We start from the raw sequence: 24,588 nt of genomic DNA on the forward strand, positions 1-24,588 counted from the left end.
TATTATTTACAGCTCCCCAGCCACAACTTCTCCCTGGTACATCGTAGCGATCCGCTTCGATCTTCTCGCCACCGCTTCGGCGGAGCAGGAAGCTTCAACTACAACGAGGCTCGCCTCGTCTCCAACGCGCGGCCAGATCTGTTCCCCTTGATAGTTAAGCGTGGTTTGTCCGTTAGTAATATACGAGAGCGTCTTTGCAAATGCGCGCTCATCCACCCAACCGGACACCTCAGCCAAGCGGCCGGCCCGTTCTAGAATGTCTCCATTGCCGAATGGCGACCAGACATTAAAGATATTATCGCAGCCAACAGCGACCGATACGCCCTTCTGATCCAAGGCTGACAGGCGGGAATTTCCGGTCGATCGGTACGCTTGTTATAATCGTGATTCCTGCGTTTGCAAGAAGTTCAGCCATCGCTTCGGCTTGAGCAAGGGTAATATCTCCGAGAGCATAGGCATGGCTTACAGAAACTTTGCATCTTCCATGTTAGCATAATTTTCTCATAAGCAACTCGATCGGCCCTCTCGTCATCCATTTTCTCCACATATGCGAAAAGATAATGGCCATTATAAAATATAAGCTTCCGTATGCCATTGCAAAAACAAGGCTGCCATTTTCCAAATAGCCTGTTACATGAAGCAGCCCCAATCCGATTACCACATGTCCAATATAATGAGATAACGATAACTGCCCGGTACTGATAAGTGCTTGCGTAAGAACGGACTGCTCAAATTTATCGACGACATAAAGACAAATCGCGATCACGGCCATAGCCGAACAAATTCCCGAGAGCACATACAGCATTGTCGGCGGCATCGGTTTCGTTCCAAACAAATAATGTGCCGCTTCATTCCCCAGTACAGGGGAAGCCCATTTGATCAAGAAGAAGGAAAGGGATTCAAAAACAACCGTTCCTGACAATGAATATATCAAAACCTTCGATCGATGCTCCTTGCTCAGCCAGCCCTTTCTGCCAAACCACATGCCGATGAGGAAAAAGCTCAGCCAAGGAAAGATCGGATGGAATCCGTTAAATAACAAATTACGAATGAACCCTTCTATTGTCCAAAAACCCGTATATTCTTTAAAACTCAAGTTCCACCCTTTGGTGTAATCGAATATGACTAAAAATAACTGTGATGCTACCAAGATAAACGAGAACAATCCGAGTATTTTGTTGTTGGATACGGTGATCAATACCGCAGCCACAAGCATGAATACCGCATAGTAGTGCAAAATGTCTGCGCTCCAGTCCATTAACAATAAAAACACGCCGGCAATAAACAGGAAAGTTGCTCTCTTGTATAAGCTGTTCCGGTTTTGTCGAATAAGCTCCCCGTTCATTGAGCTTCGGGCTTTCGAGGTCATTAGGGTTACTCCGATGCCGGCCAGCACGACAAACAATGCAGATGCTCTCCCCTCAAACAGACCTGCTATCGATTGTAGCCATCCCGGTCCGCTATTCTCTGCCTGCATTGCAAGCTTATAGTTCACGATAATCATTCCGAAGATCGCCAATGCTCTCGCAAAATCAAGGGCAGTTATCCTCGCTTTCGATTGACTCATTCCACTTCATCCCCTCTTAGTGTTTTGCGACGTGACGATTGAACCATTCGTTTTACTAGCCAGGCAACAGCTGCAAGCAGTACTAAGATGATTACGATGCTCCAAGAGTAACTCTCAATGGTGTGCAACAAATTGTCCCATTGTGAGCCAAACATGTTTCCCAACCCGATGAAACTAATACACCAGAACAAGGCGCCGCTATAAGCATAGACTGCAAAGGTTCGAAACGAAGAACCCAAAATACCTGTTAAATAACCGGTTATATGACGAACACCGGGAATAAAATAGCCGATGAATACAAGAAAATTACCGCGCCTGTTAAACCATTTTTTCGTTTTATAGAATTTGCCTGGTGTAATGAACACCCATTTGCCAAAACGCCGAATAAAAGGCATTCCCACTTTCAGACCGATAACATATGTCACAGTCATTCCTAATGTCGTTCCGGTAAACGCTAAAAAAAGTGCCGTCCATCCGTTTAACACACCCAGATAAGACAGATACCCCACATACAGCATCGTTATTTCCCCTGGAAAGGGAAGAGCAATGAACTCTAGCAGTAATCCTATGAACAGGAGTGCATATCCATATTGCTCAAACAGCGCTTCAATATTCATCGATATCACATCCTTTAATTCCTTTCTCGAATAGGAGAAACAATAAGCAAGCTCAAAAGCAATACGATTAAACTATGAAATGGATTCCATTGCTTTACTTTTCCATACTACCGATATTACAAAAGCGGAAAACAGAACTACTGCTGCGAAAATATATGGCAAATTAATATTCACATCAAATAAAATACCGCCTAATGCCGGTCCAATAATAATTCCAAGACTTGTATACATGGAATTCATCCCAGCAACAAATCCTTGCTCTTCCCCTGCCAATTTGGAAAGTAATGTTGTTACTGCAGGACGAAGTAAATCACAGGCGAAAAATACGATGCTGGAAACGGCCATAATGCTCCAATAACGACTGACAAACACAGAAGCAACAATGAAAATTGCGGCTACGATAATCATGTAATGAATTAGCTTCTTCTCGCCGGACTTATTTACCAGCTTATCAAAGAATAACAATTGAGCTACCACACCCGAGATGGAGCCAACTGTAATAATGGTAGCTATATCTTTGGCAGTAAAACCGAATTTCGAATCTACAAAAAGGCTGAACATCATTTCATAGGCAGATAGTCCAAAAGATAATACGAAGACAATGATAAGTGGCACCAAATATAAAGGATGAAATGATTTCTTAATCTCCAAGAAAAAGCTTACTTTCATTTTCGATTTTCTGTTTTTCGCGAGTTGATCCTTAGTTAAAGGCTCTTGCAAAACAAGGAGTGAAATGATAGCAGTGACCAGGGCAAAGCCTGCTGCGAAAAAGAATGGGGCGCGTATGCCCAATTCGGCTATAAACCCGCCAAGCCCGGGACCAATGATGAACCCTAAACTAATCGCAGCAGCTTGATATCCCATGACTTTAGCTCTCTCTTCTAATGAAGTGCTATCCGCTATAAAAGCAGTTACTGCCGGCATAATGAGGGCATCACCAATCCCTCCTAAAATTCTAGAAAGAAACAGTACCCATACCTGATTACCAGTGGCAAATAATAGCTCGGAGAAAGAAAAAAGGAATAGACCGAGTACAATCATTTTCTTTCTGCCGATCGTATCTACCCAGATCCCGGCAATAGGAGAGACGAGAAACATGGCAAATGCAAAGGCAGAAATCATGTATCCCATCACTTGACCGCTTAAATGCATTTCTTTTGCAAGGGATGGCATGATTGGGGCAGCAAGGCCTACCCCTACAAAGGCAATAAATAAGTTAATTAAGATGACAATTAATGATATTTTTTCTCTAGTAAATATACGCATACGCTTTCCCCACCCGACTTTGTATCTTTTTCTTTTTCATTAAATAGCTCCATAAAAATTTACTGATCATTTTAATTTCAAGACCATATAATCCCATTTGGATTCATTGAACAAAAGATGCCGCACTAAGCTATTCTTTTGTAAATGAGTCTGGAATGACAGGAGCTCGTATAGATGCTTGGCACGTGGGTTACTACCTACGACGTGCAGGCTCAGCACATCTAGGTGTGGCTCAGTTTGCACAAAATGCTGCGCCCACTGAAATAATAGTTTTCCAATCCCCTTGCTTCGATGGTCTTGATGGACAACAATGTCTGCAATATAACATTCTCCAGCCTGTGGTTTATGATCTAATAAAGATAACCCGATCAGCATTTTTAACAGGTTCCATTTCCCCAACCTATTGAAGCTCTTCCACGAAGGAAGCTCTTGCTTTTGCTTCACGTCAGATTCGGGCTTCCATTTGATAGATATCGTTCCGATAACCTCTCCATCTTGCAGGGCGACCATTCTTTGACTTCCCGGCTCGGTGGGATAATGTTCAAACATCTTTTCGAAAAAAAGAGCGAGATCGTCATCATTCATGCTCGTCAACTTTTGAAATTTTCCGCGAAACCCGTGAACAAGCAAGCGGCCGACCTGTGGATTATACTTGGCCTGCATAGGTTCAATTGTTATCGGTGCTGCAGTCATGATGGTTCCCCCTTTGCTGCCGATTCGATCAAGAATTGCAACTCGTAATGCAACCCGTTCTTGCTAAATAACGATAAATAGGATCTTTCAATAAGGATAAGGGGTCCAGTTATGGTATATGATTGCGTAGCAGCATAGTCGTACAACTGTTCAATCATTTGTTCGAGCTCATCATCTTCATGAATTAGGCTCTGCATTGAAAGGTAATTGCCTCCAGGTAAAGAAAAATCGCCAGGCCCTTGAGTTTCTAGGCATAAGGTAATTGTGCTCGAACCATCAGATATATAATGAATGTCCGATTCGAACAAGTTCGGAACGCGCTTCGCTTGTTCAGCCAACAGTTTGGCATTAAGCTTATTGTGTGAATCCATTTCAATCCAACGTGCAAAATAGGTGGTGTCTCGCCGCTTTATTTGATAGTGGTTGGACTGCGAATTAAAGTTTTGCTGTTCATGCAAAACTTTTTTGATGAAATGCTGAAGCTCTTTGAGCCGGAGCAACTCCGCATCCACTTCCCGCAGGGAATGATGAAGAAGCTGTCGATATTGATCCGCAGAATAGGAGGTCATACAATCATTTATGGACTGAACAGACACTCCGAGCTTACGAAGCAATAGAATATGTGAAAGCTGGTATACTTGCTCGATGTCGTACATTCTATACTGATTGTTATCTGTGTAAGCGGGCCAAAGAACACCTTTCTCTTCAAAATAACGAATTTGATGAACAGAAACGTTCATAAGCTTGGCTAATTCACTGATCGTAATTTCACTCTTCATAAAGTTCACTCCTAAAGCTTGTAATACCTCAACGATACACCTTAGGTCAGACCTAAGGTCAAGTGTTTGTGTTAAAATTACACAACAATTGTGGATTGCTATCCAACTACGATATCAATTGCTAGTGGATATTTGAAAAATGAACAAGGAGCATATGAAATCTATGAAAGTCCTTGGGAACATACAGGGGATGGAGTAGTTCATATAACTGTTGAAGACTTGGTAAAATGGGGGGGGATTTAACTACAGGTACCGTTGGTGGAGAAGACTTTGTAAAAAGAATGAGCGAGAAAAAAACATTACTTATAGTGGGAGGCAAAGAAATGAATATCATTGTTGTAGAATATGATCCAAATTGGAAAAATGAATATCTAAAAGAAGAACATGCAATAAAGGAGATTCTTCAAGATGAATTAGTGAACAGTTTTCATGTTGGGAGTACTTCTGTTCCAAATTTAAGAGCAAAACCGATCATTGACATACTGCTTGTAGTTATTGACCTCAATGAATTAGATACTTACTCTGTACAATTTGAAGATCTTGGATATGAGGTTATGGGTGAATTTGGAATTAAAGGAAGGAGATACTTCCGTAAGGGTGGAGACAATCGCACTCATCAAATTCATGCTTTCCAGTATGATAATATTCAAGAAATCGAAAGGCACCTATCTTTCAGAGACTATCTTCGCCAAAGCCCAGAAATATGTAAGGAATACGGAGAATTAAAAAGTAAGCTTGCACACCAATATCCAACTGACATTGATGGCTATGGTGACGGTAAAGATGAGTTTGTCAAAAAAATAGAAGAAGAAGCTCTCAAATGGCATTGGACTATCCGCTGAAATCAAACATCATTATTGGGCGCTTTAAATGAATAAAAGGAGGATACATATAGTCATAATAGGTGTTCTCCTTTATTCGTGTTGACCAAATAACAACCTATTTACCTCCGGACATACAAAATAACAAACTGGCGCCGATAGAGTACGGGCGCCAGCTTGTTGAGCTTTTACAATTCGAGTGTTGAGTAATCTCTAGGTGAATTTTCTATTTCTGTAAGGCTCTTTCTTGTTTCTGCTTACTTCACTTATTAATGTTGACCCCAACAATAAGGCTGCGCCCTCAATTTGGAGTAAAGTCATCTTTTCGCCTATAACAAGAGCCGAAATAAATAATGAAGTTAATGGATCGATATAACTTAATATAGCAATGCTCTGACCTTTTAATCCTCCCACGGTAATAGCATTATAAACGATAATACTAGCTGTATAAGCGTGTTCTCCAGCCCATTCAAGTTTCGGATGCTACACCTACACTAATCACTTTTTTGAGCGAAAGTTTTTCTTTCAATACAATAGGTGATAACATAATGGCCAAAACTGGTGCAAAATAATAGCTTAAGGCTGCATTTGCAATTGTTGTTTCCTTATACGACTGAAAAAGAAAGATCCAATTGCCGCTTAAAGAAATGCTCGCGATGAACAGTGCAATGGCATTCTTTTTTATGTTTTTCCACGAAATTTTATGCTTGGTACAGATGCAGATGATGAGTAAAAATAAGCTGCCGATCAGACTCATAAATAAAGCTATTTTACTTGAAGTCAAATCAATATACTTGGCAAACACTCCAACTGCACCGAAGATGATCATCGACAAGACGAAATAAATTTTTTCCTTCACTTGTTATTCCCGCTTTCTACTAATATGATGGGGCGACAAATAGACGTCGGCTGCCACATGCACACAGTAGATCTGCGGAAAAGGTCCAGCAAAACTCAGTAAGTACCTTTAACAGCAGATTCTACTGTTGAGGTACTACTGGCGGGGCAATAAAGTTAACCATCGTTATCCTCCTCAAAAGTTAAATTAAGAATAGGCTATATTACTTCGTAACACATGCTTGCAATAAATTTATTATAATAGAAATTACACTTGTGAGCATTGAACCGGCACAAATCTCGAAAATAAAAGATCTAGATAATGGTCTCCTGGATTTTATGTAAAGGTATAACTTGACACATTGACGATTTCGAGGATATTATAGATATAATAAGTCTTTGAATGGGGTGTTACCGTGAGATTTACAAAAGCAACAAATTATGCTTTGCACACTATGCTCGCGCTCCTTGACGCTTCTCCGGTTAAGCCGATTGGTGTTCAGCAGTTAGCAGAATTACAAGGTGTTTCACCAACCTATTTATCCAAAATTTTAACAAGGCTCGTGAAAGCAGGGATGATCGAGTCTGTTTCCGGAGTCAACGGAGGATATCGCTTATCTCGCAAAAAAGACGACATTACATTTTTGGATATTATTCACGCTATTGAGGGCACCGCATCCTTATTTGAATGTGATTTTGTCCACGGCGACGAATGCTCGATTCAAGCTGTAATGAAGGAAGCAGAAGAGAAAATGGAAAGCCATCTTAAAAACACGAAGTTGACGGATCTGGTCCAAAAGCAAACGCAGTTTTAAGGTTGAGCCATTTTATATTGAAAGGAGGAGAGGAGTTTGATACACATTAAAATATTTTTTATCTAATCGTAGATATAATGAGTCTTTAAAGTCTATATAAAGGAGTTGAGCGTCATGATTTACGAATGCGCCATTATTGGTGGAGGACCGGCCGGGTTGAATGCAGCCCTCATCCTTGGAAGGGCAAGGAGAAGCGTGGCAATCATTGACAACAATCGACCCAGAAATGCCGTTACACATGCGTCTCACGGCTTTATTACGAGAGACGGCGTAACTCCGGCCGAGTTCCGCAGAATTGCTCTTGAGGAGGTTAAAAGCTATCCGTTAGTCGATCATCTTCAAAACGAAGTTGTTTCCGTTGACACTACCCAATTCGGATTTGAGTTAGTTGATTCTGCTGGCCTCCACTTTAAAGCGCGAAAACTGATCTTGGCAACAGGCGTAAAGGAGATATATCCAGATATTGAAGGCTTTTATCCGCTTTACGGGAAAAGCATGTTCAATTGTCCCTATTGCGACGGCTGGGAGCTTCAAGATCAACCGCTTGTTGTTGTTTCCGAAAATCCAAACCTATTTCATACGGCCAAACTGCTTCTCAATTGGAGCAAGGATTTGGTTGTCTGTACGAACGGCAAGGCGTCTCTGCCAGATGAGCATAAAAAGCAGCTTCAATCAAAGGATATTGTGGTAATGGAGCAACCTATTGCAGCTTTCATTGGCCAGAATGGGCAGCTTGAACATGTTCGCTTTGCAGACGGAACTCAAATTCCGAGGGTTGGCGGCTTCGTGACTCCTAAATTTGTGCAAAGCGTTCCGTTCGCAGAACGATTAGGCTGTGGAATGACGGCCTCGGGCGGGATTAAAACAGACGGAAAGGGGAGGTCCGCAATACCTGGTTTATATATCGCCGGAGATACTTCGTACGTGGCTCCTTCCCAAGTGGTTTTTGCTGCAGCGGACGGCAGCCAAACTGCTATGAGCGTAAATATGGATTTGACGGAGGAAGATTTTACAAATCGTGGGAGTTCACCTACGGGACAATTGTAGATATAAAATATCTTTAATATCTCAACAAAGTTGGATTGGGGATGTACGTACCAAAGTTTTTCGATTTCAGACGTGTTGTTTAAGTTTAAGGAGGTGATGATATCCAGTCGATTCGTCATTGGTAGTAGAAAATGTGTGAAAAATTATGAAATGGAGGAAGATACACATGACTATTTGTCACTCTACGGATACAACCTTTGAAAGTGATTTGAAAAATGAAGGTTTTACATTAGTTAATTTTTGGGCGCCTTGGTGCGGACCTTGCCGCGCTTTTGCACCTATACTCGAGAGGTTCGATCAGGAGTATAGCAAAGTAGTGAGGGTGCTAAAAATCAATGTAGACGAACAACCAAGTACTGCCGCTCATTATGGGATTATGAGCCTTCCAACTACGATTCTTTTTAAAAATGGTGAGCCGATCGATAAAATTGTTGGAGCTGTTCATATTGATAATTTAAAACAGTTCATATCAGATAAAAATAATTAAACAATGTAAAGCTCCCAACGAAAGCCGCCGGCCCAATCGACGGCTTTCGTTAGTTTTGAGTAGTTAAATTTTAAGAGGAGATAAAATGAATGAAGAAGTTAGACAAAACAGCACAACCTAATTCTTTCATTATTTTGATATTGTTTTTTGCGGGATTGGTAATTATGTCAAGCTTTTATGTTACAATCCCTTTAATCCCCGTGCTTTCACAGGATTTTTCGGTTTCAGAAGGGGAAACTGTATGGATAAGCAGCATGTTTACGCTTTGTTTTGCTATTGGATGCTTACTGTTTGGACCATTATCAGATCGTTTTGGCCGAAAAAAAATCATGCTTTGGGGATTAGTTGCGTTAACGATTGTTACTATCTTTCTAGGGTTTCAAAGCAGTTTATCCTCAGTTATTCTTTTCAGAGGAATACAAGGCTTGACTGCAGCTACTTTCTCTCCCGTAGTGCTTCCCTATGTGATGGAATTGTTCCCGCAAAATAAAAGGGTATTTGCAGTTAGTTGCATGAGTGCAAGTTTTCTGATGGCTGGAATTATCGGGCAAGTGTACAGTAGCTTCGTCACTTCTCATCTAGGTTGGCAGTATGTGTTCATCATTTTGGCAGCGATTTATTTTTTATTAACACTACTAATGTTATTCTTTATACCAAACCTCCCGCCGAACGGCATTCGTGTATCGAATGCATTTAATCAAATGAGAAAGACACTGGCACAAAGGTCACTATGGTTTGCTTATGTAATCGCATTAGTCATGCTGCTTTCTTTTGTGGGCATGTACACTGCATTGGGGGAATTTTTAAGCAGTTCTCTTTTCGGGTTCACAAATCAACAGATTTTATATGTGCGTTCAGTAGGGATTTTAGGGATGCTAATGTCTCTTTTTGCTAGCAGTCTGATTAAGCGATATAGCGTGATACCGATACTTAGAAGCGCAATAATCCTATCTGCTATCGGATTGATCCTCTTAGGATTTGGTGCAAACATGGTGTTTATTATTGTCATGAGCGTCGTATTTGTATCCGGCATTGCAATCGCCATCCCTTCATTGGTTTCACTGGTCGGTGAACTAGGGGGAGCTTCAAGAGGTGCGGCGATTTCTATTTATACGGTTGTAGTGAATTTAGGTGCTACCATTGGACCAATCCTAGCCATTCAGCTGCTCCGAACGGGTAATTATGTCCTCACTTTCTCAATCTTGGCATGCTGCTTACTGTTGGGATTCCTATCTACATTTTTTGTTAAACGTGTATCACCAGTAGTTGATAATCTTGTTACAGATCAGGAGAAATCTATAGCACCATTTTGAATGCACTTTAAAGAATCCGTTATAGAAGCTATCGTGAGAGTTATATCACTTAAGAAAAAGAAAATTTGTTAATGGTGGGTGATACTATGCTAAGCGAGCACGATAATCTTGAAGAATATCGAGACCCCGTAAATTATGATCTAGAATTTGGTGGTGAGATTGAAAAATATAATTTTTATCTTGAACTTGCTAAATCGAACCCAGGAGAAGTTCTAGAGCTTGCATGTGGTACAGGATTAACAACAATACCTTTATCACAGTCTGGTATAAATATTACTGGTGTTGATATTTCTTCAACAATGCTTGAATATGCGCGGATTAAAGCAAAAGATTTGTCTGCAATTTTTCTTGAAGGGGATGCTCGGACATTTAAATCGGAGAAGCGTTTTTCCATGATTTATTTAACAGGAAATGCATTTCAAGCATTTCTGAGTGATGAAGATCAAAGTTGCTTGCTCAAAACCGTTTATATGCATTTAAAACCTAATGGGATATTTGCCTTTGAAACACGTAACCCTATGGGAGCTGACTTATCAAGCGAAGAAGAAACAACTTGGGGAGAATTTATCGATATGGATGGATTTCTCGTGAAGGTATCTGGAACGCAATCTTATGATGAAAGAAATCATATCATGCACTGGGTTACTTTCCGTGATTGGGGATATAAGAAATCTACTTCCCGAATTGCATGTCGTTTTACTGATAATAATACTCTTAAGTCTATGTTAACAAGCCACGGATTCTGTATTGAAAACCAATATTCAGACTGGGATAATACTCCGTTTACTACTTTATCCTCATCCATTATTACCGTTTGTAGGAAGAAGGAACAAAAATGAATATTGTCGTCGTAGAATATGACTCCAAAACAAGATATTAATTGCCATGGTGGCAGTAAAGATACTTTTGTAGGAAAATAGAAAAGAACCCTAAAAATGGCATTGGGTTTTATAGAATTTTCGGCATTTGTATGATGTAACGTTAGCCTAGATAAGGGAGCATCTTATGATGAACGACAGAGAGTTTGATAAGGTTTTCGCGATAATGAAGGTATCATTTCCTGATAGTGAGCGGAGAACTTATGCCGGACAGAAGGAGTTGCTGGCCGATCCGCATTACCGTCTCATTACGGAAACGGATGGTAATAACAAAATGATTGCTTTTTTGGCCGTATGGGAATTTCCTTTGTTCCGGTTTGTGGAACATATCGCAGTCGATTCAGCCATAAGAGGAAGCGGTCTTGGAGGAAAATTAATGACTCTGTATATCGAAAAGTCCGTAAAGCCAATTTTATAGGAAGTGGAACCACCTGTTATGGACTTGGCACAACGGAGAATAGGTTTTTATGAGCGATTGGGGTTTCGTCTTAATCCTTTCGAACATGTGCAACCTCCTCTTCAGAAAGGGCATCCTGAATTACCGCTCAAAATTATGAGCTATCCTCAAACTCTCACGGGAGAGGAGTTTGCCCTTTTAAAAGAAATTTTGTACACAAGAGTGTACAAGACTAGTAAATCGGGGGGCGTCCGATGTACAGGAATCAAAGCAAGCAAAACGATTGCGCTAACGGGGAACGTTAGTAGAATTCATCCAGATTAAAACCTTCCATAAGAAGAAAACTAGATTTAATAGCTCTTATGGGAGGCCTTATTTATGATTTCAAGTGAGTTATGGCGACAGTATGAAGCTGATAAACGTATCTCAGGGATTTAGTCGAAATACATTGAAAGCCAACGCCCTGCTGCCCAAGATGCTGGTAAAGGAACTAGGAGACCAGGATATTTCTGAAGTTACGTGAATCCGCTCTTCTAGAGTTTCTCTACAGTACCGGCTGCCGGGTTGGAGAGGTGGAGAAGTTAGATATTGAAGACCTGAACTGGAATAACTTCTCTGCAATTGGAAATGGCAAGGGTTCAAAACAGAGAGAGGTTTATTTTACAAACGAGTGTAAAATGTGGTTGAAGAAGTACCTCGCGAGCCACGAGGACTCCTGTAAGGCCTTATTTGTAACCGATACACATCCATCCTACAAGACGAATGGCTATTCCGACGATCAGGTGGGCTTTAAAACTACTTGCTGATCGGGGTGCGCCATTAGATTTCATTCAAGGCATGTTGGGCATGAAAAAGCATCAACCACTCAAATCTACTTCCAGCTGTAAGGGGAACGCCGACGAGAACTTTACCGCCGGTTGTTTTAGCCTTTCTGTACTATTGTGTAACGAAGGTACGCACTTAAGACCGTTGTTATTGCATGGGTAGCTGAAAGGATATTCTTCCAAAGGTAGCGAAGTCATAAATATATACGAATGTAAAATCAATGATTTCTAGGAATGGGTGAAATGAATGCTACCAAATGTAAGGTTGGCAACGATAAGTGATGCAGATGCATTGTCTAGACTAAATCTTGAGTTCAATGGTGGAGACAAGCGTCCTGTGTCAGAAATAATCAAGTGCTTGAATAGCAACAATGAATTGGTTGCCGTGGCTACCTTAATGGACGAAGTTATTGGCTTTGGCTGTGCTCAAAGTTTTAAATCGTTTTGTTACATTGGAGCTTATGGTGAAATTACTGAAATGTATGTTAAGGAATCTGCTCGAAGGAACGGTGTTGCTACTTCTCTGATTTCCTTTCTGGAAAATCAACTTCATTCCCGTGGCGTCAAAACAGTTAAGATTTTGACAGGAAGAGATAACAAGTCAGCCATTAAAGCTTATGAACTAAGTGGCTATGTTAAGGATGATGAAGTAATGCTAAAGAAAAAGCTTTAATAACCTCCACTTACAAAAAGAATACAAATGTATAAGAAGCCGCGAGAATCGTGGCTTTTTTGTCTTAACGATATAAGTTCTTGTCCCGAGCTGAGGACAAGAACTTGTATTCATAGCCGATTAGATGATTGTCTAAGGTTAATCGGAATCGGCAACCTGTTCAACTAACGGGCAGGATAGTGCAACTTAGTGAGTATGTTTACGTTTATTAAAGGAAGAGCCTGAAAAAATAAAGGAGGTGTGTAATGAAGCGAAAAATTGCTGTTTTACTTACGATAGTTGCAATAATTGTAAGTATATTCTCTATTTGGTACTTTATACCCAAGCGGTACTCAGAGACAGTAAATGGTGTTTATTATCAACTAGGAACGGAAGGAATAATCGAGCGTATAAAAGTACATCTTGATGGGAAATTGCAAAATCATATAAATGGCAAAAGAACCTTTAAAGGTGTAATTGACTTTGAAGGAAGTAAGGTTCCTCAAATTCCTAAAGATAGAGCAGAATTAGAGTTGCATTACGATGGTCATAATTTTACAACCATTTTCTCCGCTTTTCGAATCATAGATGATAAAGGTAGAATAGAGCCTGATATTTTCACTTACGGTTGGGTATATACTGATGATAAATTCTCTGAATTTACAATTAAAGTTATGAATGATGATGACCAGTGGTCCCCATCAAACGGACATATGATTACAGCACCAGCGAAAGACAGGCAGGAAGCAATGAAAAGGTCCCAAGAGTTAATCAAGGAGTTTGAAGAAGAAAGTAGGAAATGATTGAACTAACGGGGAACAATAGCACGATAACAACAAGCTACCAATAAACGGTAGCTTGTTCAACGAACGGGCAGGATAGTGGAACAAAGGGTCTAAAATTCTTCTCACACTGAAGCTTAGAACTACGGTATAATTCGGTAAAATATTACATGATTGGGTGAGTAACTTGGCGTTAAAAAATAATAATCTCCTAAAATTGGTACAAGGGACTGTAAAGAAATTTATAGATCCTAACGCAGAGGTTTTAAGCATTGAAAGCACGCCTATTACTATGGGCTTACAAGCAGTTGAGTTAAGGCGCCATATTGTACTAATAAAGATACTTGATGACACATCGAAGTTGTCTCTTGTTTCAAAAAATGCAACCAGGATAGAACGGCAGGTACTTACAAGGCTTTACTCACAAAAAGCAAGTGTACCTTTTTCTTTGTCATATGGTTCTGAAGCAGAGGAGAGGTCTCTTATTTGTATACAGGATGTTGATTATCAAACGGACTATAGAAACATAAATAAATATTAAATTGCTTCAGGAAAGTGAACCGAAGGCACTATCGCACATTCACATCTCTAACTTTGGTCTAAGGAAAGAACTTTCATGGTTACCTGAAGCAGACAGCTTCCATATTGAAAAGATGATATATGAGCGGTGGAAACCCCAATGGCAAGCAGCTAAGGGGAACGAACAGTTTACAGATGTCTTCGGGGAATAAATTCCTTTAGTGGAAGCTGTGGCTAATACGATTTTCGAGGATATACAATACGTAATAAATGACGAGAACAGCCAAACATTAATTCATAACGACCTTAATCCAGGAAATGTGTTGGTACATAACAATACCGATGTAATATTTATTGATTGGGAAGAAGCTAGGTATGGGTCTTTATTTCTAGATATCCCTTTGCGTTGTGGAACCTCGGAACAAATTGAGGAGTATAGGGAGTTATTGGCTGCTAAAAGCATAGAATTTCCTGATGATCATTTCAATCATATGTATGCAATCGCCTCTCGCTACCTAGGACTTAGATATATGAGTTGGAATTTAGGGGCTTGGACTAGTAATTTACACGCCAAAGATGACTTAAAGAAATACTTGGACATGGTAGTGGGAACTTCGCTAAGCTAACGGGAAACGATAGTTGATTAACACACATTGTTAAGCAGGCTACTGAAGCCTGCTCATTTTATATAGCTAACTGGCGGATTTTCTCAGTATCACATCCAAAATTTATTAATATGATACTGATCTCTTGACAAATTATTTTAAAAACGAGTTATTGAAGTTAATAATCCCAATATGTTATTTTACTTTTAAATTCGTTTTTAATTGGAGGCTATATAGTTGAAATCTGCACCCATAGTGATCATTTCGGGTCCACCAGGATCGGGCAAGAGCAGTGTAGCACGAAGGCTGGCTGAAAATTCAGCGTACGAGCGTGCAATTCATATGCATACCGATGACTTTTATCAGTACGTCCGTAAAGGTTATATTTCAACTTGGTTACCTGAAGCTCGAGAGCAGAACGTTGTAATTCTCGAAGCGTTTACAGCAAGTGCCACCAGATATGCCTTGGGTGGCTATGAGGTAATTGTAGATGGGATTATCGGTCCATGGTTTCTAGATCCATGGATTAAGGCGGTTCAAGACGGATTTGATGTACGATTCGTTATCCTACGCCCCAACGAGCAGACGACAGTTGCACGAGCAGCAGAACGACAAGGACCTGGGGCTTTGGTGAACGCCGAGGTTGTAGGGAAGATGTGGAATTACTTTGCAAATTTAGGGCGATATGAGTCGCATGTAATAGACACGACCACGCAGAACATTGACGAGAGTGTCACCGCTATTAAGAAGTCCATCGATGATGAGGCTATGCGACTATCTTAATTCTTCCAGAGTTTCAGGAAAACGAACGAAAAAATTATTATATTTTCCCGTTATCAAAAGAAGAGAGGCATCAACTCCTGATTGAAATACCGTGAAATAATAGTACAACGACAATAGGCTGCCGGCGAGCCTATTTAATCTGAGATAGACAAGAACCTGCATCCTTTGTTGATAGCATGGGATTCATGTCCAATGACACAAATATGCCTACATACCTTAGTCGAGAAAAGCTTGTTAAATCGGGCTTAGGAGATCAAAACAATGGAAAATCAAACGAAGGAAAACAAAGCCACAATTCGTCATTTCTCGTCAATCTTTTTTTGTGTCAGAACATGAAAGAACTTTAAGATACTATGGAAATCTAGGGTTCTCATGCGATGAATCATTTGGTTTTGTGCATCGGGATGGCTTCGAAATAATTATTCATGAAACAAAGAACACAAGTGATATTAGACCAAATTATCCAAGCCACGGCCAAGATGCTCTTGATATATTCTCAATGGTTAATGGAGTAGAGAGCTTATATGAAGAGTTTAAGTCTAAAGGAGCAGAATTTCGATATCAACTTCGTATTACTGAATATGGCATGAAGGAATTTGCAATTCAAGATCCAGATGGATATTCAATAGGATTTGGAGAATCATTAAACGACTAAATGAAAGAAAAGAAGACTGGCCCATCAAATAACAGCATGTAATGAATATACATAATGAACATGATGTGATAACAGAACACTGGATAAGACAAGGGAATAAACTTTTCCCCGCTAACGGGGACCGTTAGTTCATAGAAGTAAACAAAAGTAGTTTTGAAAAACTTAATTCTTTGATAGGCGAATATTCTTTGATTGAGTCCAACACTAAATTTAACATGAGCAGATCGTGTTGCGATCGAGAACAGGAAAAGCATTGAATCAAATGTTTAGAGTTTCGACAAAATAAATAGGAGTACTGATGTAACTTTAAAATAAAGATTGATTGAAAATTATCTGCAAACATTCATTCTAGGGATAGAAAATAGCTCGCATTTTGAAAAAAGATTGATCAAAATGCGAGCTATATTTAGTACCGAATGATTAATTTTTATAATATACCGAAAAACTCTATTCATATGCTATACAATCATGCATTTAAGTCTGTTATGGCAGGAATATTTATTTCCTTCACACATGAAACAGGCGATAAATTAATAACGCATTGGACAATGGCTACAATGTCTTGTACAGGAATACGTGTACCTTCATACAACGTAATTGCCTTTTCTGCACCTTCTTCATAAGGGACTTCAGCAGCAAGCTCTCCTGGATTAATACACGTTACAGAGATCTTATCTTTTCTCACGTGCTCACGCATAGCATTTGTAATACCACGCAATCCAAATTTAGATGTGACAAACGAAACTTGTGCATTATTCGTATGATCTAAACCTGCTGTTGAACCAATTAAAATAATCTTTCCGTTATTCGCCTGTCTTAAATTAGGTAAAAGCGCCTGAATATAAGTAATAGTGGAAGTTAAATTAATATTAATTATGTTCGAAATATCTCCAACTTCATCCTTATCAAACGTATAGTCATCTTCAAAACCACGCTTTTCCCATACTCCGACATTATAAATTAATACATCAATAGCAATGTCTTTTAAAGTTTCTTTTAAAGAAGGAATTTGTTGTTGACTAGATAAATCAATGGTGAGCCATTTACGATTTACGCCATCATTTATATCTAAACTACTTGGTCGTGTGCGTGACACCACCCATACTGTATCTCCCTTGGTGGGTAAGCCTTTTACAAATGCATCGCCTAGCCCATGGCTTGCTCCAAATATAATAAAGTTCTTACTCATTCAATCACTCCTTCTAAATAGCTATACTTCTTAATTATAACTATTATAAAAATAAGTAACAACTAAAGTGATTTATTGAAATGTTGGTTTTAAACTAGCCGTGTTAAGTAGTGTAAATTCTTCATTTATGCAGTAGCGTCCATTCAGAAGATGCTCAAGCTAATTGCGCCCCAAGCTGATTCACTTTGGCTAGCCACTCAGCTCGCGCTTTATCCGAAGATCCTCGGATCGGACCAATCTCAGTAACACGTACAGGAGATACTCCACAAAATTTCAATATGTTGCGTTTCATCACATTGTATTCTGCATTCTTATATGCCAACTTATTGTACCAGAACGGAGTATCGGCAGTGACGATCAAACGCGAGGACTTACCGGATAAAAGCTTGTCCACTGCAGGAGAATTTTCCCGGTATTTGTAAGCAAAGCCGGGGAGAAAGACTCGATCGATAAATCCTTTCAGGATGGCCGGCATTGCACCCCACCATGTAGGATAAACAAATACAAGGTGATCCGCCCAGCGGATTAGCTCTTGCGCATCTCTCAGATCTTCCTCTAATTCTGTTCTTTTACGGTAGCCAAACTTTAGGTTCGGGTCAAATTGGATCTTGCTCAAATCAATAGAGCGAACCTGGGCTTTGTTGGCCGAAGCCCCCTTCATATAAGCTTGGGATAAGGCCGAACAGAAGCTCTCTGGGTCGGGATGTCCGTTAATAACGAGAATATTCGATTTCATCTCTAGTTCCTCCTGTTGCAATTGTTTGCGATATAATAGTTAGTATAAAACTGTAATTATCATAGAACGAATTGAAAGATAAATGAATAATCAGAAGCGCAAGTATCCTGCTTATTCACGCAAAAGGGGAGTAGATATTGAAGAACCCGGGAGTTCCCATCACAATGGTATATCCGATTATGAAGACTATTGTTCATAAAGGATATGAAATAGAGAAATATTTCAAGTATGCTTCGTTTGACCGTAGTTTATTACAGAATACAGAGGCTCGTATTACCGAAGAGGAATTGGAGCGATTGATGATTGCCGCCGCGAATTACACACAGGACAATCATTTTGGCGTGCATCAAGGACAGATCATAGAGCTTGCCGACATGGGCATTCTCGGTTATGTGATGCTTCATTCTAAAACCATTGTCGATGCGCTTACCGCTTATCAGAGATACAATGTGATTCTGTGCAACGTATTCAACCTGGATTGGGAAGTGGAGGGGGACGATGTCCTTATCCGGTTTTTTTTGCAGCATCCCGTTCAAACATCGCGTCATGTCGTAGAGGAGATGGCAAGTTCGCTGTATCATAAGATCAACAAGCTTAGCAACCAACACATCCCGTTGCATGAAATTCGATTTACACATGGCGCACCGGCGGATACATGGCCCTATATGGCGGTTTTCGGGAAAGTGCCCCGCTTTGGCGGGAAAGATAATGTTCTGCGTATGAGTAAGGAAGTGCTGAAATATCCGATTCTGTACTCTGATGCAAGACTGCTGGGAGTATTCGAGAATATGGCACGGGAAACCAAGGATGAGCTGACCCAGGCAAGTACGTTTTCAGACCGGGTAGTTCAGTGGATGAAAGAATGTGTTCCTTCCTTTTTTCCGACCTTACAGCAAACTGCGGAATATTTCAAAATAAGCACAAGAACACTTCAACATAAGTTGAAGGCCGAGCAAACTTCCTATAATGAGCTATCTGTAAAGGTACGCAAGGAATTGGCCATGATTTATTTGCAAAAAAGAGAGTATTCCATCGGCGATATTGCCTATTTGCTGTATTTTTCCGAGCCTAGCGCATTTCAAAGCGCTTTTAAGAAGTGGACGGGTTTATCTCCGGGACAGTATCGAACCAAAGCGCGTAACAGGATAGTTCCCTAATCTTTTGAAACAAAGATATAATCCTATAATATTGCCTCATTCTACCCGTGAAGAATGATAAGCAAGCGCTGCTCGCCTGAAATCTCATAAATTACCTAGTGTTAGGAAGATAAGCATATGAGTGATTATGAACAGATCTTTAATGAAATTGAAAAATTACCGCTGCTATTGAATGATGAAAATTACTATCATTTATTAAAGCGTGGATACGATTATCTTGTTATGTTGCATGGTAGCGGCATGAATGAAAAAATGGTTTACAACCGCCTTTTTGCAACACACCAGAATTTAGAAACAGAATGGCAACAAGATTTTATGGCAGAACTCTTAGATTTTGTTTGCGGTTTTATTGGGAATCAAGAGTATTATATTTGGCGGCATGATGGAGCATTTTCAAGGAAACTTCGCATTCACAACTGTAAGAAAAAGGAGTAGAGCCTCAGCTGGATTGATTTTATTAGATAAGAAGATAGCTAGCCGAGCTCATCCGGTTGCACCCAACAGCCATGTGTCCTTAAATTACAAATCTAAATGGTCTCGTGAAATTTATGAAAAGGTATAACTTGACATATTAACGTTTTCAAGGATATTATGGACCCAATAAGTCTATTAATTAGGTGTTACTGTGAGATTTACAAAGCAAATTATGCTTTGCACACGATGCTGTGAAAAAATTACTTAAGGGTGCAAATTAATAAGTATAAGGAAGTGAACATAATGACAAATCAACCAAATCAAGTAAGAAGTATGCCTTTATTTTCACAAACGATAACTGACTTTTGGCGGGAGCAATTTTTGAACGGAGACGTCCTCTATAGCGATGAAGTCTTTACTGTCGCCATCAACCCAGACCTGGACGAAAACAGTCGGGTCATGGTACTGGAAACAACCGATGACCGGGTTATGGCGGTCCTGACGCCTGCGATGGCCGATAAGGTAGGCCTTTATCATCGACAAGATCTGTCTGAGGAGATCTTTCGCCGGAAATTGAATGAAGCGGGAGTCACTCTGCATGGCGCAGATTATCTTTTTTATTTTTCAGAAGCCGATAAGAACGTATTGCTGCAAGAAAATCTGGAAGGTGACTTGCGCCGGTTAACAGAGCAAGATGATGCGGTTTTCTCCGAGTTCCAGTCCTCCGCCTCGGAACATGACTTGGATGACGCTTATGTGGAGTTGGATCACTGGGCGGTGTTCGGCTCTTTTGAGCAAAACCGCCTGGTCAGTGCCTCCAGCGTGTATCCCTGGGAGGACAATGCGCAAATTGCGGATCTCGGTGTACTGACTCTGACGCCCTTTAGAGGAAAAGGTCACGCCCGTAAAGTGGTGCGTTTAATCTGCAAGTATGCCTATGATCAGGGATACGAACCCCAGTACCGATGCCAGCTCGATAACCATGCGTCCACTTCGCTGGCTAAAGCGGCGGGTTTGACGCTGTTTGGAAAGTGGGATGTGATTTCTCCCGACTCCACTGATTGAGACGTCCGACTCAAGTGTTAGCCGAACTGTAAAAATGATTTCTTCATCCTCTATGATGCCTGCTTTTCAGAACCAACTCGTTTTATACAAATAAACCATTCTTCTATAATCGGGCGCTTCTCCGGAACACGGAAAGCGTCATTTTTAATGGAATAAAAGATTGAGTTAAATAACAAGTCTTGTAATAATTGTAATTTAGCAAACGTGGCAGGATGGTTGTAGAAGCTTTTATAATATAACGAAGAGTTAAGTAAATACTTTGTGGGGTAAATATAGAGATTGGAAAGGATATCACTATGAAAATAAATCAATTAATCGCGAACAATATTAACAAATTAGATGCAGTACTACCAGTAGATAAATCGTTAGGCATTGCTGGTTTGTCTGGATCTGGTAAAACAACTTTTTGTCAAACCATTGGTGAAGAATCCAAGAAGCGTCTCGTTTCCTTATTGCCAAAGGCAGAATATCAGTATTTATTTCCTAATATTATGGAAACTAACTTCAGTGCCATCAAGATGGAAGAAATGCCACTTGTACTTTTTCTAGGTAGATCATCCATTTCTTCAAATCCACGTTCAACAATTGGTACACATACTGGTGTGTTTACTGAGATTCGAGTTACCCTTGCTGAAAAATATAATCTTTCCCCGGAAGTTTTTTCATTTAATAATGAATTAGGTTGGTGTCCAGCTTGTAAAGGTCGCGGAACAACTAAAAATGTCGAATGTAAAAAGTGTGAGGGAAAGCGATATAATCAAGAAGTTGAACAATATAAAATTGATTTATTTGATAAATCACATAGTATTTCCGATATCAATGACTTAAGCATTGAAACCATTTTTTCACTTGCAGAAGTTTTAAATATTAGTGAAGGTAAACATCAAATTCTAAAAAATATAATAAATATGAATATTGGTTATTTAACATTAAATCGCATTATGGGGACATTATCAGGTGGAGAATTAACACGACTTTACTTGGCAGAATTCATGGCTACAAGTGAAAATACGGTTATTATCATTGATGAAATCTCAGTCGGTCTTGATCACCAAACATTATTGAAAATTTTAGAAGAGATTAAACAATTAGGGTATAAAAATCAAATTTGGCTCATTGACCATTCTGACACGGTGCTTGACACAGCGGATGAACACTTGTTCTTTGGACCTGGTAGTGGTAAATACGGTGGGAAAATTGTTGAAGAATCACCACGTCCAAAACCAATCAATGGGGAACGAAATCAGGCAACACCAACAGAATATTACCAATTTCATGATCTTTACTGTCGTAATATTCAAATGGCCGAAATTCAGATTCCAAAAAATAGACTTGTAACTTTCACAGGCGAGTCTGGATGTGGTAAATCTACACTTGTTAATGAATGTATGGCTAAAGATTTTCTGAAGCGATATCCCAAAGATAAACTAGTAATGGTTGGTCAAGATCGAAACCAATCGATTACCAGTCGGTCAACAGTTGCGACTTTTCTTGATATTAAAAAGAAACTCACAAAATATAGTGAAGATATTGATGATATTTTTCAGCGCTCGATTGAAGATATTATTGATGAACTGCCAAATGAAGACATCGCTCATAAACGCTTGAGCTTATTGATCAAACTTGGACTTGGTTATTTGACGTTAGAAAGAAAAACACAGTCCTTATCGACTGGTGAATTTCAATGTGTCCATTTAGTTTCTGAGCTGTTTGCTAATTCAAGAAACCCAAATACGCTTTTTATTTTTGACGAGCCTTCAAAAGGTTTATCACAAAATATTTTAAATCAATTCATTGATAGTATTAGGGGCATTCTGCAGGATGAATCTGTCTCAATAATTATGATTGAACATAATTCGTATATGCTAGAAAACTCTGATTTTATCGTTGATTTTGGTAAAAGACAGCTTGCATCTGTGGAGCATCTTGATGTTCTCAGTCATGATGATTATTATCGTGAACAAAACGGTACTTATAGTGTGGCTCCATTGCAAATTTCTTCAACACTAAAGTCACAAAATGGAATTAACTACTTAAAAGAAAATCATATTGCCTATTTTAAAAATGCAGAAAACGTCTATAAAGGTGGCATTTTAAAAAGCTTATCATCTATGGCTCGTTTGATTTATGGTGAATACGAATCTGAAACAATTGCACCCGTCATCGCCATTGATCTGGAACGGCACTTGTACAGTCAATATAGTTTTCTCTATGAAATTGGTGGCTTGATCAACCATATTGTGGCGGCGCATCCAACCAATAAAGATACGAATAGCTTCGATTTCTATAATCAAGACAATCATTGTCCATGCTGCTCGGGTCGCCGGGTGATTGAAAAATTTGATTTTAATATTGTTATTCAGGACAAAACCGTGTCATTCTGGGATGGCTTATTGCATCCAGATGTGATGGAGATTTTAAAGTTCTATCAACTCCCAAAAATACAATTCATCTTTGATGAGATTAAGAATGAGCTCGGTCAGGATTTAAGCAAAAGTTATAACGAGATGACAGAAGCAGAAAAGCATACATTTTTATACGGGTATTGGGAAAAGTCATTCTATGATAAAGCAGCCAAAGCATCGAGGACTTGGGAAGGCTTTAATTACATCATCGGGAACTATATGGTCATATCGAAATCGATTATTAAAGAGCATATAAAAGAATCCAAAAAAATGATTACCTGTCCAATCTGTCGAGGAACCGTGCTAAAGCATCATAAAAAGCTCAAATTAGGCGACACGGATATTCGTGAGATTATTGGGCAGCCTCTTGATCAAGTCATGAAAACCGTGGGGAAGTTACAGGTACTAGAAAAAATGAAAGCCATTGTCGGCGGCGATATGCCTTTGACGGAAGATGTCTCTCTGTTGCCTAGGGAAACACAAGTCGCGCTGAAACTGCTTGAACTAGAGCTGGCAAGCTTTGCCCACTATGAAATGGTTTTGCAAAATGCCCTGCCATTCTGGGACAGTATTAGTGGCAATATCGAATCGATCAGCATTAATAATCGGATCACCATCTGTGATTTTGCCAATATCACAGAAACGAGAGAAACCATCATTGATAAATATTTCACCAATGGAAAACACAAAAAACTGACGTATGTCTATGAAGCGTTTGGTTACAAAAAAATTGTCACCCTAATTAATAAGATTAAAAAAAGTGATCCATGCCCATTCTGTAAAGGGAAAAAAGTAATATCGGAAGATGGGCTCCATGATGGTGTGTATAAATTATCGGTACCATGTGTTAGTTGTTATGCAAGTGGCATCAATGATGAAGGGCGTAAGGAAATCGTCGATGGCATAGACGTACAAACATGGCTAACTGGCAAAGTAAGTGATGTTGTTGCAGAAAGCTTAATTATTGAGGCTGTTGCAGATATTCCAATTTTCAATCGTATTCGTGAGTTGAATAAACGAGATATGATGGCGATTTACCAATTCCTTGAGCAAAATAATTAAATTAGAATTATCGGAATCATGATACCATTTGTCATTATTTCATTTGACATAATATTGACACTCTGTATAGTCTGATGGTATGCTTCAATAAATTTTACTAATCTGATAGGATTAATCATATTACCAGTTCGAAAAATGAAAACAGAGTCGACCATACCATTGGAGACGTAGGATAGCTGCTTTAGCTATTTCCTGCGTTTTTTTATTTTCGCACACAATAGGG

At 39.6% G+C, this 24,588-nt stretch carries 26 protein-coding genes and 2 pseudogenes; 19 read left to right on the top strand and 9 right to left on the bottom strand.

Going from position 1 to position 24,588, the window contains the following annotated elements; translation table 11 throughout:
• Positions 1-6: 6 nt before the first annotated feature.
• The 6 genes from B9N86_RS13610 to B9N86_RS13635 all read right to left on the bottom strand — a co-directional run bounded on the left by B9N86_RS13610 (position 7) and on the right by B9N86_RS13635 (position 4,922).
• Entirely contained in the window at positions 7-336 is a 330-nt protein-coding gene (locus B9N86_RS13610; RefSeq protein WP_342193868.1) for an amidohydrolase family protein, read from the bottom strand.
• Positions 337-487: 151 nt separating this feature from the next.
• Positions 488-1,567 (bottom strand): DUF418 domain-containing protein, encoded by a 1,080-nt coding sequence (locus tag B9N86_RS13615; protein WP_208919755.1) that lies wholly within the window; start codon positions 1,565-1,567, stop codon positions 488-490.
• The gene (locus tag B9N86_RS13620; protein WP_208919756.1) at positions 1,564-2,184 is read right to left on the bottom strand and encodes a DedA family protein; all 621 of its coding nucleotides are present in this window, start codon (positions 2,182-2,184) and stop codon (positions 1,564-1,566) included. Before B9N86_RS13620 ends, B9N86_RS13615 begins: the two co-directional genes overlap by 4 nt.
• A gap of 72 nt (positions 2,185-2,256) precedes the next feature.
• Positions 2,257-3,450 carry an MFS transporter gene (locus B9N86_RS13625; protein ID WP_208919757.1) on the bottom strand — a complete coding sequence of 398 codons (1,194 nt, stop codon included), beginning with the start codon at positions 3,448-3,450 and terminating at the stop codon, positions 2,257-2,259.
• Positions 3,451-3,516: 66 nt separating this feature from the next.
• Positions 3,517-4,143, bottom strand: coding sequence for a GNAT family N-acetyltransferase (locus B9N86_RS13630; protein WP_208919758.1), 627 nt, complete (start codon positions 4,141-4,143; stop codon positions 3,517-3,519).
• Positions 4,140-4,922 carry a MerR family transcriptional regulator gene (locus B9N86_RS13635; RefSeq protein ID WP_208919759.1) on the bottom strand — a complete coding sequence of 261 codons (783 nt, stop codon included), beginning with the start codon at positions 4,920-4,922 and terminating at the stop codon, positions 4,140-4,142. The genes B9N86_RS13630 and B9N86_RS13635 overlap by 4 nt, the downstream gene beginning before the upstream one ends.
• Positions 4,923-5,003: 81 nt before the next feature.
• Here B9N86_RS13635 and B9N86_RS13640 point away from each other — a divergent pair.
• Together B9N86_RS13640 and B9N86_RS13645 are read left to right on the top strand one after the other, a co-directional pair.
• A pseudogene (locus tag B9N86_RS13640) lies at positions 5,004-5,212 on the top strand (serine hydrolase domain-containing protein); the annotation flags it as partial.
• A gap of 33 nt (positions 5,213-5,245) precedes the next feature.
• Positions 5,246-5,764, top strand: coding sequence for a GrpB family protein (locus B9N86_RS13645; RefSeq protein ID WP_208920359.1), 519 nt, complete (start codon positions 5,246-5,248; stop codon positions 5,762-5,764).
• A 192-nt stretch (positions 5,765-5,956) separates the two neighbouring features.
• On the opposite strand, the pseudogene B9N86_RS30965 reads toward B9N86_RS13645, so the two are convergent.
• Positions 5,957-6,602, bottom strand: a pseudogene (locus B9N86_RS30965) (DMT family transporter).
• 394 nt (positions 6,603-6,996) lie between these two features.
• Between B9N86_RS30965 and B9N86_RS13655 the strand changes: the two are divergent.
• The 13 genes from B9N86_RS13655 (at position 6,997) to B9N86_RS13715 (ending at position 16,337) form a co-directional block, all read left to right on the top strand.
• Complete coding sequence (locus B9N86_RS13655; protein ID WP_208919760.1) at positions 6,997-7,395, top strand: Rrf2 family transcriptional regulator; 399 nt, start codon at positions 6,997-6,999, stop codon at positions 7,393-7,395.
• A 114-nt stretch (positions 7,396-7,509) separates the two neighbouring features.
• The gene (locus B9N86_RS13660) at positions 7,510-8,442 is read left to right on the top strand and encodes an NAD(P)/FAD-dependent oxidoreductase (protein ID WP_208919761.1); all 933 of its coding nucleotides are present in this window, start codon (positions 7,510-7,512) and stop codon (positions 8,440-8,442) included.
• A 166-nt stretch (positions 8,443-8,608) separates the two neighbouring features.
• A complete protein-coding gene (gene trxA / locus B9N86_RS13665) occupies positions 8,609-8,929 on the top strand; it encodes a thioredoxin (RefSeq protein ID WP_208919762.1) in 321 nt (106 codons plus the stop codon).
• Positions 8,930-9,018: 89 nt separating this feature from the next.
• The gene (locus tag B9N86_RS13670) at positions 9,019-10,242 is read left to right on the top strand and encodes an MFS transporter (RefSeq protein ID WP_208919763.1); all 1,224 of its coding nucleotides are present in this window, start codon (positions 9,019-9,021) and stop codon (positions 10,240-10,242) included.
• 71 nt (positions 10,243-10,313) lie between these two features.
• Complete coding sequence (locus B9N86_RS13675; protein WP_244563077.1) at positions 10,314-11,081, top strand: class I SAM-dependent methyltransferase; 768 nt, start codon at positions 10,314-10,316, stop codon at positions 11,079-11,081.
• Between the two features lie 166 nt (positions 11,082-11,247).
• A complete protein-coding gene (locus B9N86_RS30780; RefSeq protein WP_342193870.1) occupies positions 11,248-11,538 on the top strand; it encodes a GNAT family N-acetyltransferase in 291 nt (96 codons plus the stop codon).
• Between the two features lie 551 nt (positions 11,539-12,089).
• Complete coding sequence (locus B9N86_RS30295; RefSeq protein WP_244563078.1) at positions 12,090-12,323, top strand: hypothetical protein; 234 nt, start codon at positions 12,090-12,092, stop codon at positions 12,321-12,323.
• A 283-nt stretch (positions 12,324-12,606) separates the two neighbouring features.
• Positions 12,607-13,014 (top strand): GNAT family N-acetyltransferase, encoded by a 408-nt coding sequence (locus B9N86_RS13690; RefSeq protein ID WP_244563079.1) that lies wholly within the window; start codon positions 12,607-12,609, stop codon positions 13,012-13,014.
• Between the two features lie 245 nt (positions 13,015-13,259).
• Positions 13,260-13,796: a hypothetical protein gene (locus tag B9N86_RS13695; RefSeq protein ID WP_208919766.1), complete on the top strand. Its 537-nt coding sequence runs from the start codon at positions 13,260-13,262 to the stop codon at positions 13,794-13,796.
• Between the two features lie 157 nt (positions 13,797-13,953).
• A complete protein-coding gene (locus tag B9N86_RS13700) occupies positions 13,954-14,316 on the top strand; it encodes a hypothetical protein (RefSeq protein WP_208919767.1) in 363 nt (120 codons plus the stop codon).
• A gap of 199 nt (positions 14,317-14,515) precedes the next feature.
• Positions 14,516-14,920: a phosphotransferase family protein gene (locus B9N86_RS13705; RefSeq protein ID WP_208919768.1), complete on the top strand. Its 405-nt coding sequence runs from the start codon at positions 14,516-14,518 to the stop codon at positions 14,918-14,920.
• A gap of 216 nt (positions 14,921-15,136) precedes the next feature.
• The gene (locus tag B9N86_RS13710) at positions 15,137-15,682 is read left to right on the top strand and encodes an AAA family ATPase (protein WP_208919769.1); all 546 of its coding nucleotides are present in this window, start codon (positions 15,137-15,139) and stop codon (positions 15,680-15,682) included.
• Between the two features lie 322 nt (positions 15,683-16,004).
• Entirely contained in the window at positions 16,005-16,337 is a 333-nt protein-coding gene (locus B9N86_RS13715; protein ID WP_208919770.1) for a VOC family protein, read from the top strand.
• A 466-nt stretch (positions 16,338-16,803) separates the two neighbouring features.
• Here B9N86_RS13715 and B9N86_RS13720 read toward each other — a convergent pair whose 3' ends face one another.
• Both B9N86_RS13720 and B9N86_RS13725 read right to left on the bottom strand, forming a co-directional pair.
• On the bottom strand, positions 16,804-17,526 hold the full coding sequence (locus tag B9N86_RS13720; protein WP_208919771.1) for an SDR family NAD(P)-dependent oxidoreductase: 723 nt from the start codon (positions 17,524-17,526) through the stop codon (positions 16,804-16,806).
• A 154-nt stretch (positions 17,527-17,680) separates the two neighbouring features.
• Positions 17,681-18,262, bottom strand: coding sequence for an NAD(P)H-dependent oxidoreductase (locus B9N86_RS13725; protein ID WP_208919772.1), 582 nt, complete (start codon positions 18,260-18,262; stop codon positions 17,681-17,683).
• Positions 18,263-18,426: 164 nt separating this feature from the next.
• Here B9N86_RS13725 and B9N86_RS13730 point away from each other — a divergent pair, with 164 nt between their 5' ends.
• From B9N86_RS13730 to B9N86_RS13745, 4 genes are all read left to right on the top strand, one after another.
• Entirely contained in the window at positions 18,427-19,419 is a 993-nt protein-coding gene (locus B9N86_RS13730) for an AraC family transcriptional regulator (RefSeq protein WP_425298612.1), read from the top strand.
• A 117-nt stretch (positions 19,420-19,536) separates the two neighbouring features.
• On the top strand, positions 19,537-19,854 hold the full coding sequence (locus B9N86_RS13735) for a hypothetical protein (protein ID WP_208919774.1): 318 nt from the start codon (positions 19,537-19,539) through the stop codon (positions 19,852-19,854).
• A 282-nt stretch (positions 19,855-20,136) separates the two neighbouring features.
• Complete coding sequence (locus B9N86_RS13740) at positions 20,137-20,898, top strand: GNAT family N-acetyltransferase (RefSeq protein ID WP_210190672.1); 762 nt, start codon at positions 20,137-20,139, stop codon at positions 20,896-20,898.
• Positions 20,899-21,194: 296 nt separating this feature from the next.
• The gene (locus B9N86_RS13745) at positions 21,195-24,365 is read left to right on the top strand and encodes an ATP-binding cassette domain-containing protein (RefSeq protein ID WP_208919775.1); all 3,171 of its coding nucleotides are present in this window, start codon (positions 21,195-21,197) and stop codon (positions 24,363-24,365) included.
• The last annotated feature ends 223 nt before the right edge of the window (positions 24,366-24,588 follow it).

The sequence above is a fragment of the Paenibacillus uliginis N3/975 genome, assembly GCF_900177425.1.
GTDB classification, from domain to species: Bacteria; Bacillota; Bacilli; order Paenibacillales; family Paenibacillaceae; genus Paenibacillus_AQ; species Paenibacillus_AQ uliginis.

Coding starts and splice junctions, on each gene's coding strand:
- B9N86_RS13735 (WP_208919774.1), top strand. CDS start 19,537: ATGAGTGATTATGAACAGATCTTTAATGAAATTGAAAAATTACCGCTG.
- B9N86_RS13720 (WP_208919771.1), bottom strand. CDS start 17,526: ATGAGTAAGAACTTTATTATATTTGGAGCAAGCCATGGGCTAGGCGAT.
- B9N86_RS13725 (WP_208919772.1), bottom strand. CDS start 18,262: ATGAAATCGAATATTCTCGTTATTAACGGACATCCCGACCCAGAGAGC.
- B9N86_RS13635 (WP_208919759.1), bottom strand. CDS start 4,922: ATGAAGAGTGAAATTACGATCAGTGAATTAGCCAAGCTTATGAACGTT.
- B9N86_RS13615 (WP_208919755.1), bottom strand. CDS start 1,567: ATGAGTCAATCGAAAGCGAGGATAACTGCCCTTGATTTTGCGAGAGCA.
- B9N86_RS13675 (WP_244563077.1), top strand. CDS start 10,314: ATGGTGGGTGATACTATGCTAAGCGAGCACGATAATCTTGAAGAATAT.
- B9N86_RS13740 (WP_210190672.1), top strand. CDS start 20,137: ATGACAAATCAACCAAATCAAGTAAGAAGTATGCCTTTATTTTCACAA.
- B9N86_RS30780 (WP_342193870.1), top strand. CDS start 11,248: ATGATGAACGACAGAGAGTTTGATAAGGTTTTCGCGATAATGAAGGTA.
- B9N86_RS13745 (WP_208919775.1), top strand. CDS start 21,195: ATGAAAATAAATCAATTAATCGCGAACAATATTAACAAATTAGATGCA.
- trxA (WP_208919762.1), top strand. CDS start 8,609: ATGACTATTTGTCACTCTACGGATACAACCTTTGAAAGTGATTTGAAA.
- B9N86_RS13730 (WP_425298612.1), top strand. CDS start 18,427: ATGGTATATCCGATTATGAAGACTATTGTTCATAAAGGATATGAAATA.
- B9N86_RS13630 (WP_208919758.1), bottom strand. CDS start 4,143: ATGACTGCAGCACCGATAACAATTGAACCTATGCAGGCCAAGTATAAT.
- B9N86_RS13660 (WP_208919761.1), top strand. CDS start 7,510: ATGATTTACGAATGCGCCATTATTGGTGGAGGACCGGCCGGGTTGAAT.
- B9N86_RS13695 (WP_208919766.1), top strand. CDS start 13,260: ATGAAGCGAAAAATTGCTGTTTTACTTACGATAGTTGCAATAATTGTA.
- B9N86_RS13625 (WP_208919757.1), bottom strand. CDS start 3,450: ATGCGTATATTTACTAGAGAAAAAATATCATTAATTGTCATCTTAATT.
- B9N86_RS13645 (WP_208920359.1), top strand. CDS start 5,246: ATGAATATCATTGTTGTAGAATATGATCCAAATTGGAAAAATGAATAT.
- B9N86_RS13620 (WP_208919756.1), bottom strand. CDS start 2,184: ATGAATATTGAAGCGCTGTTTGAGCAATATGGATATGCACTCCTGTTC.
- B9N86_RS13670 (WP_208919763.1), top strand. CDS start 9,019: ATGAAGAAGTTAGACAAAACAGCACAACCTAATTCTTTCATTATTTTG.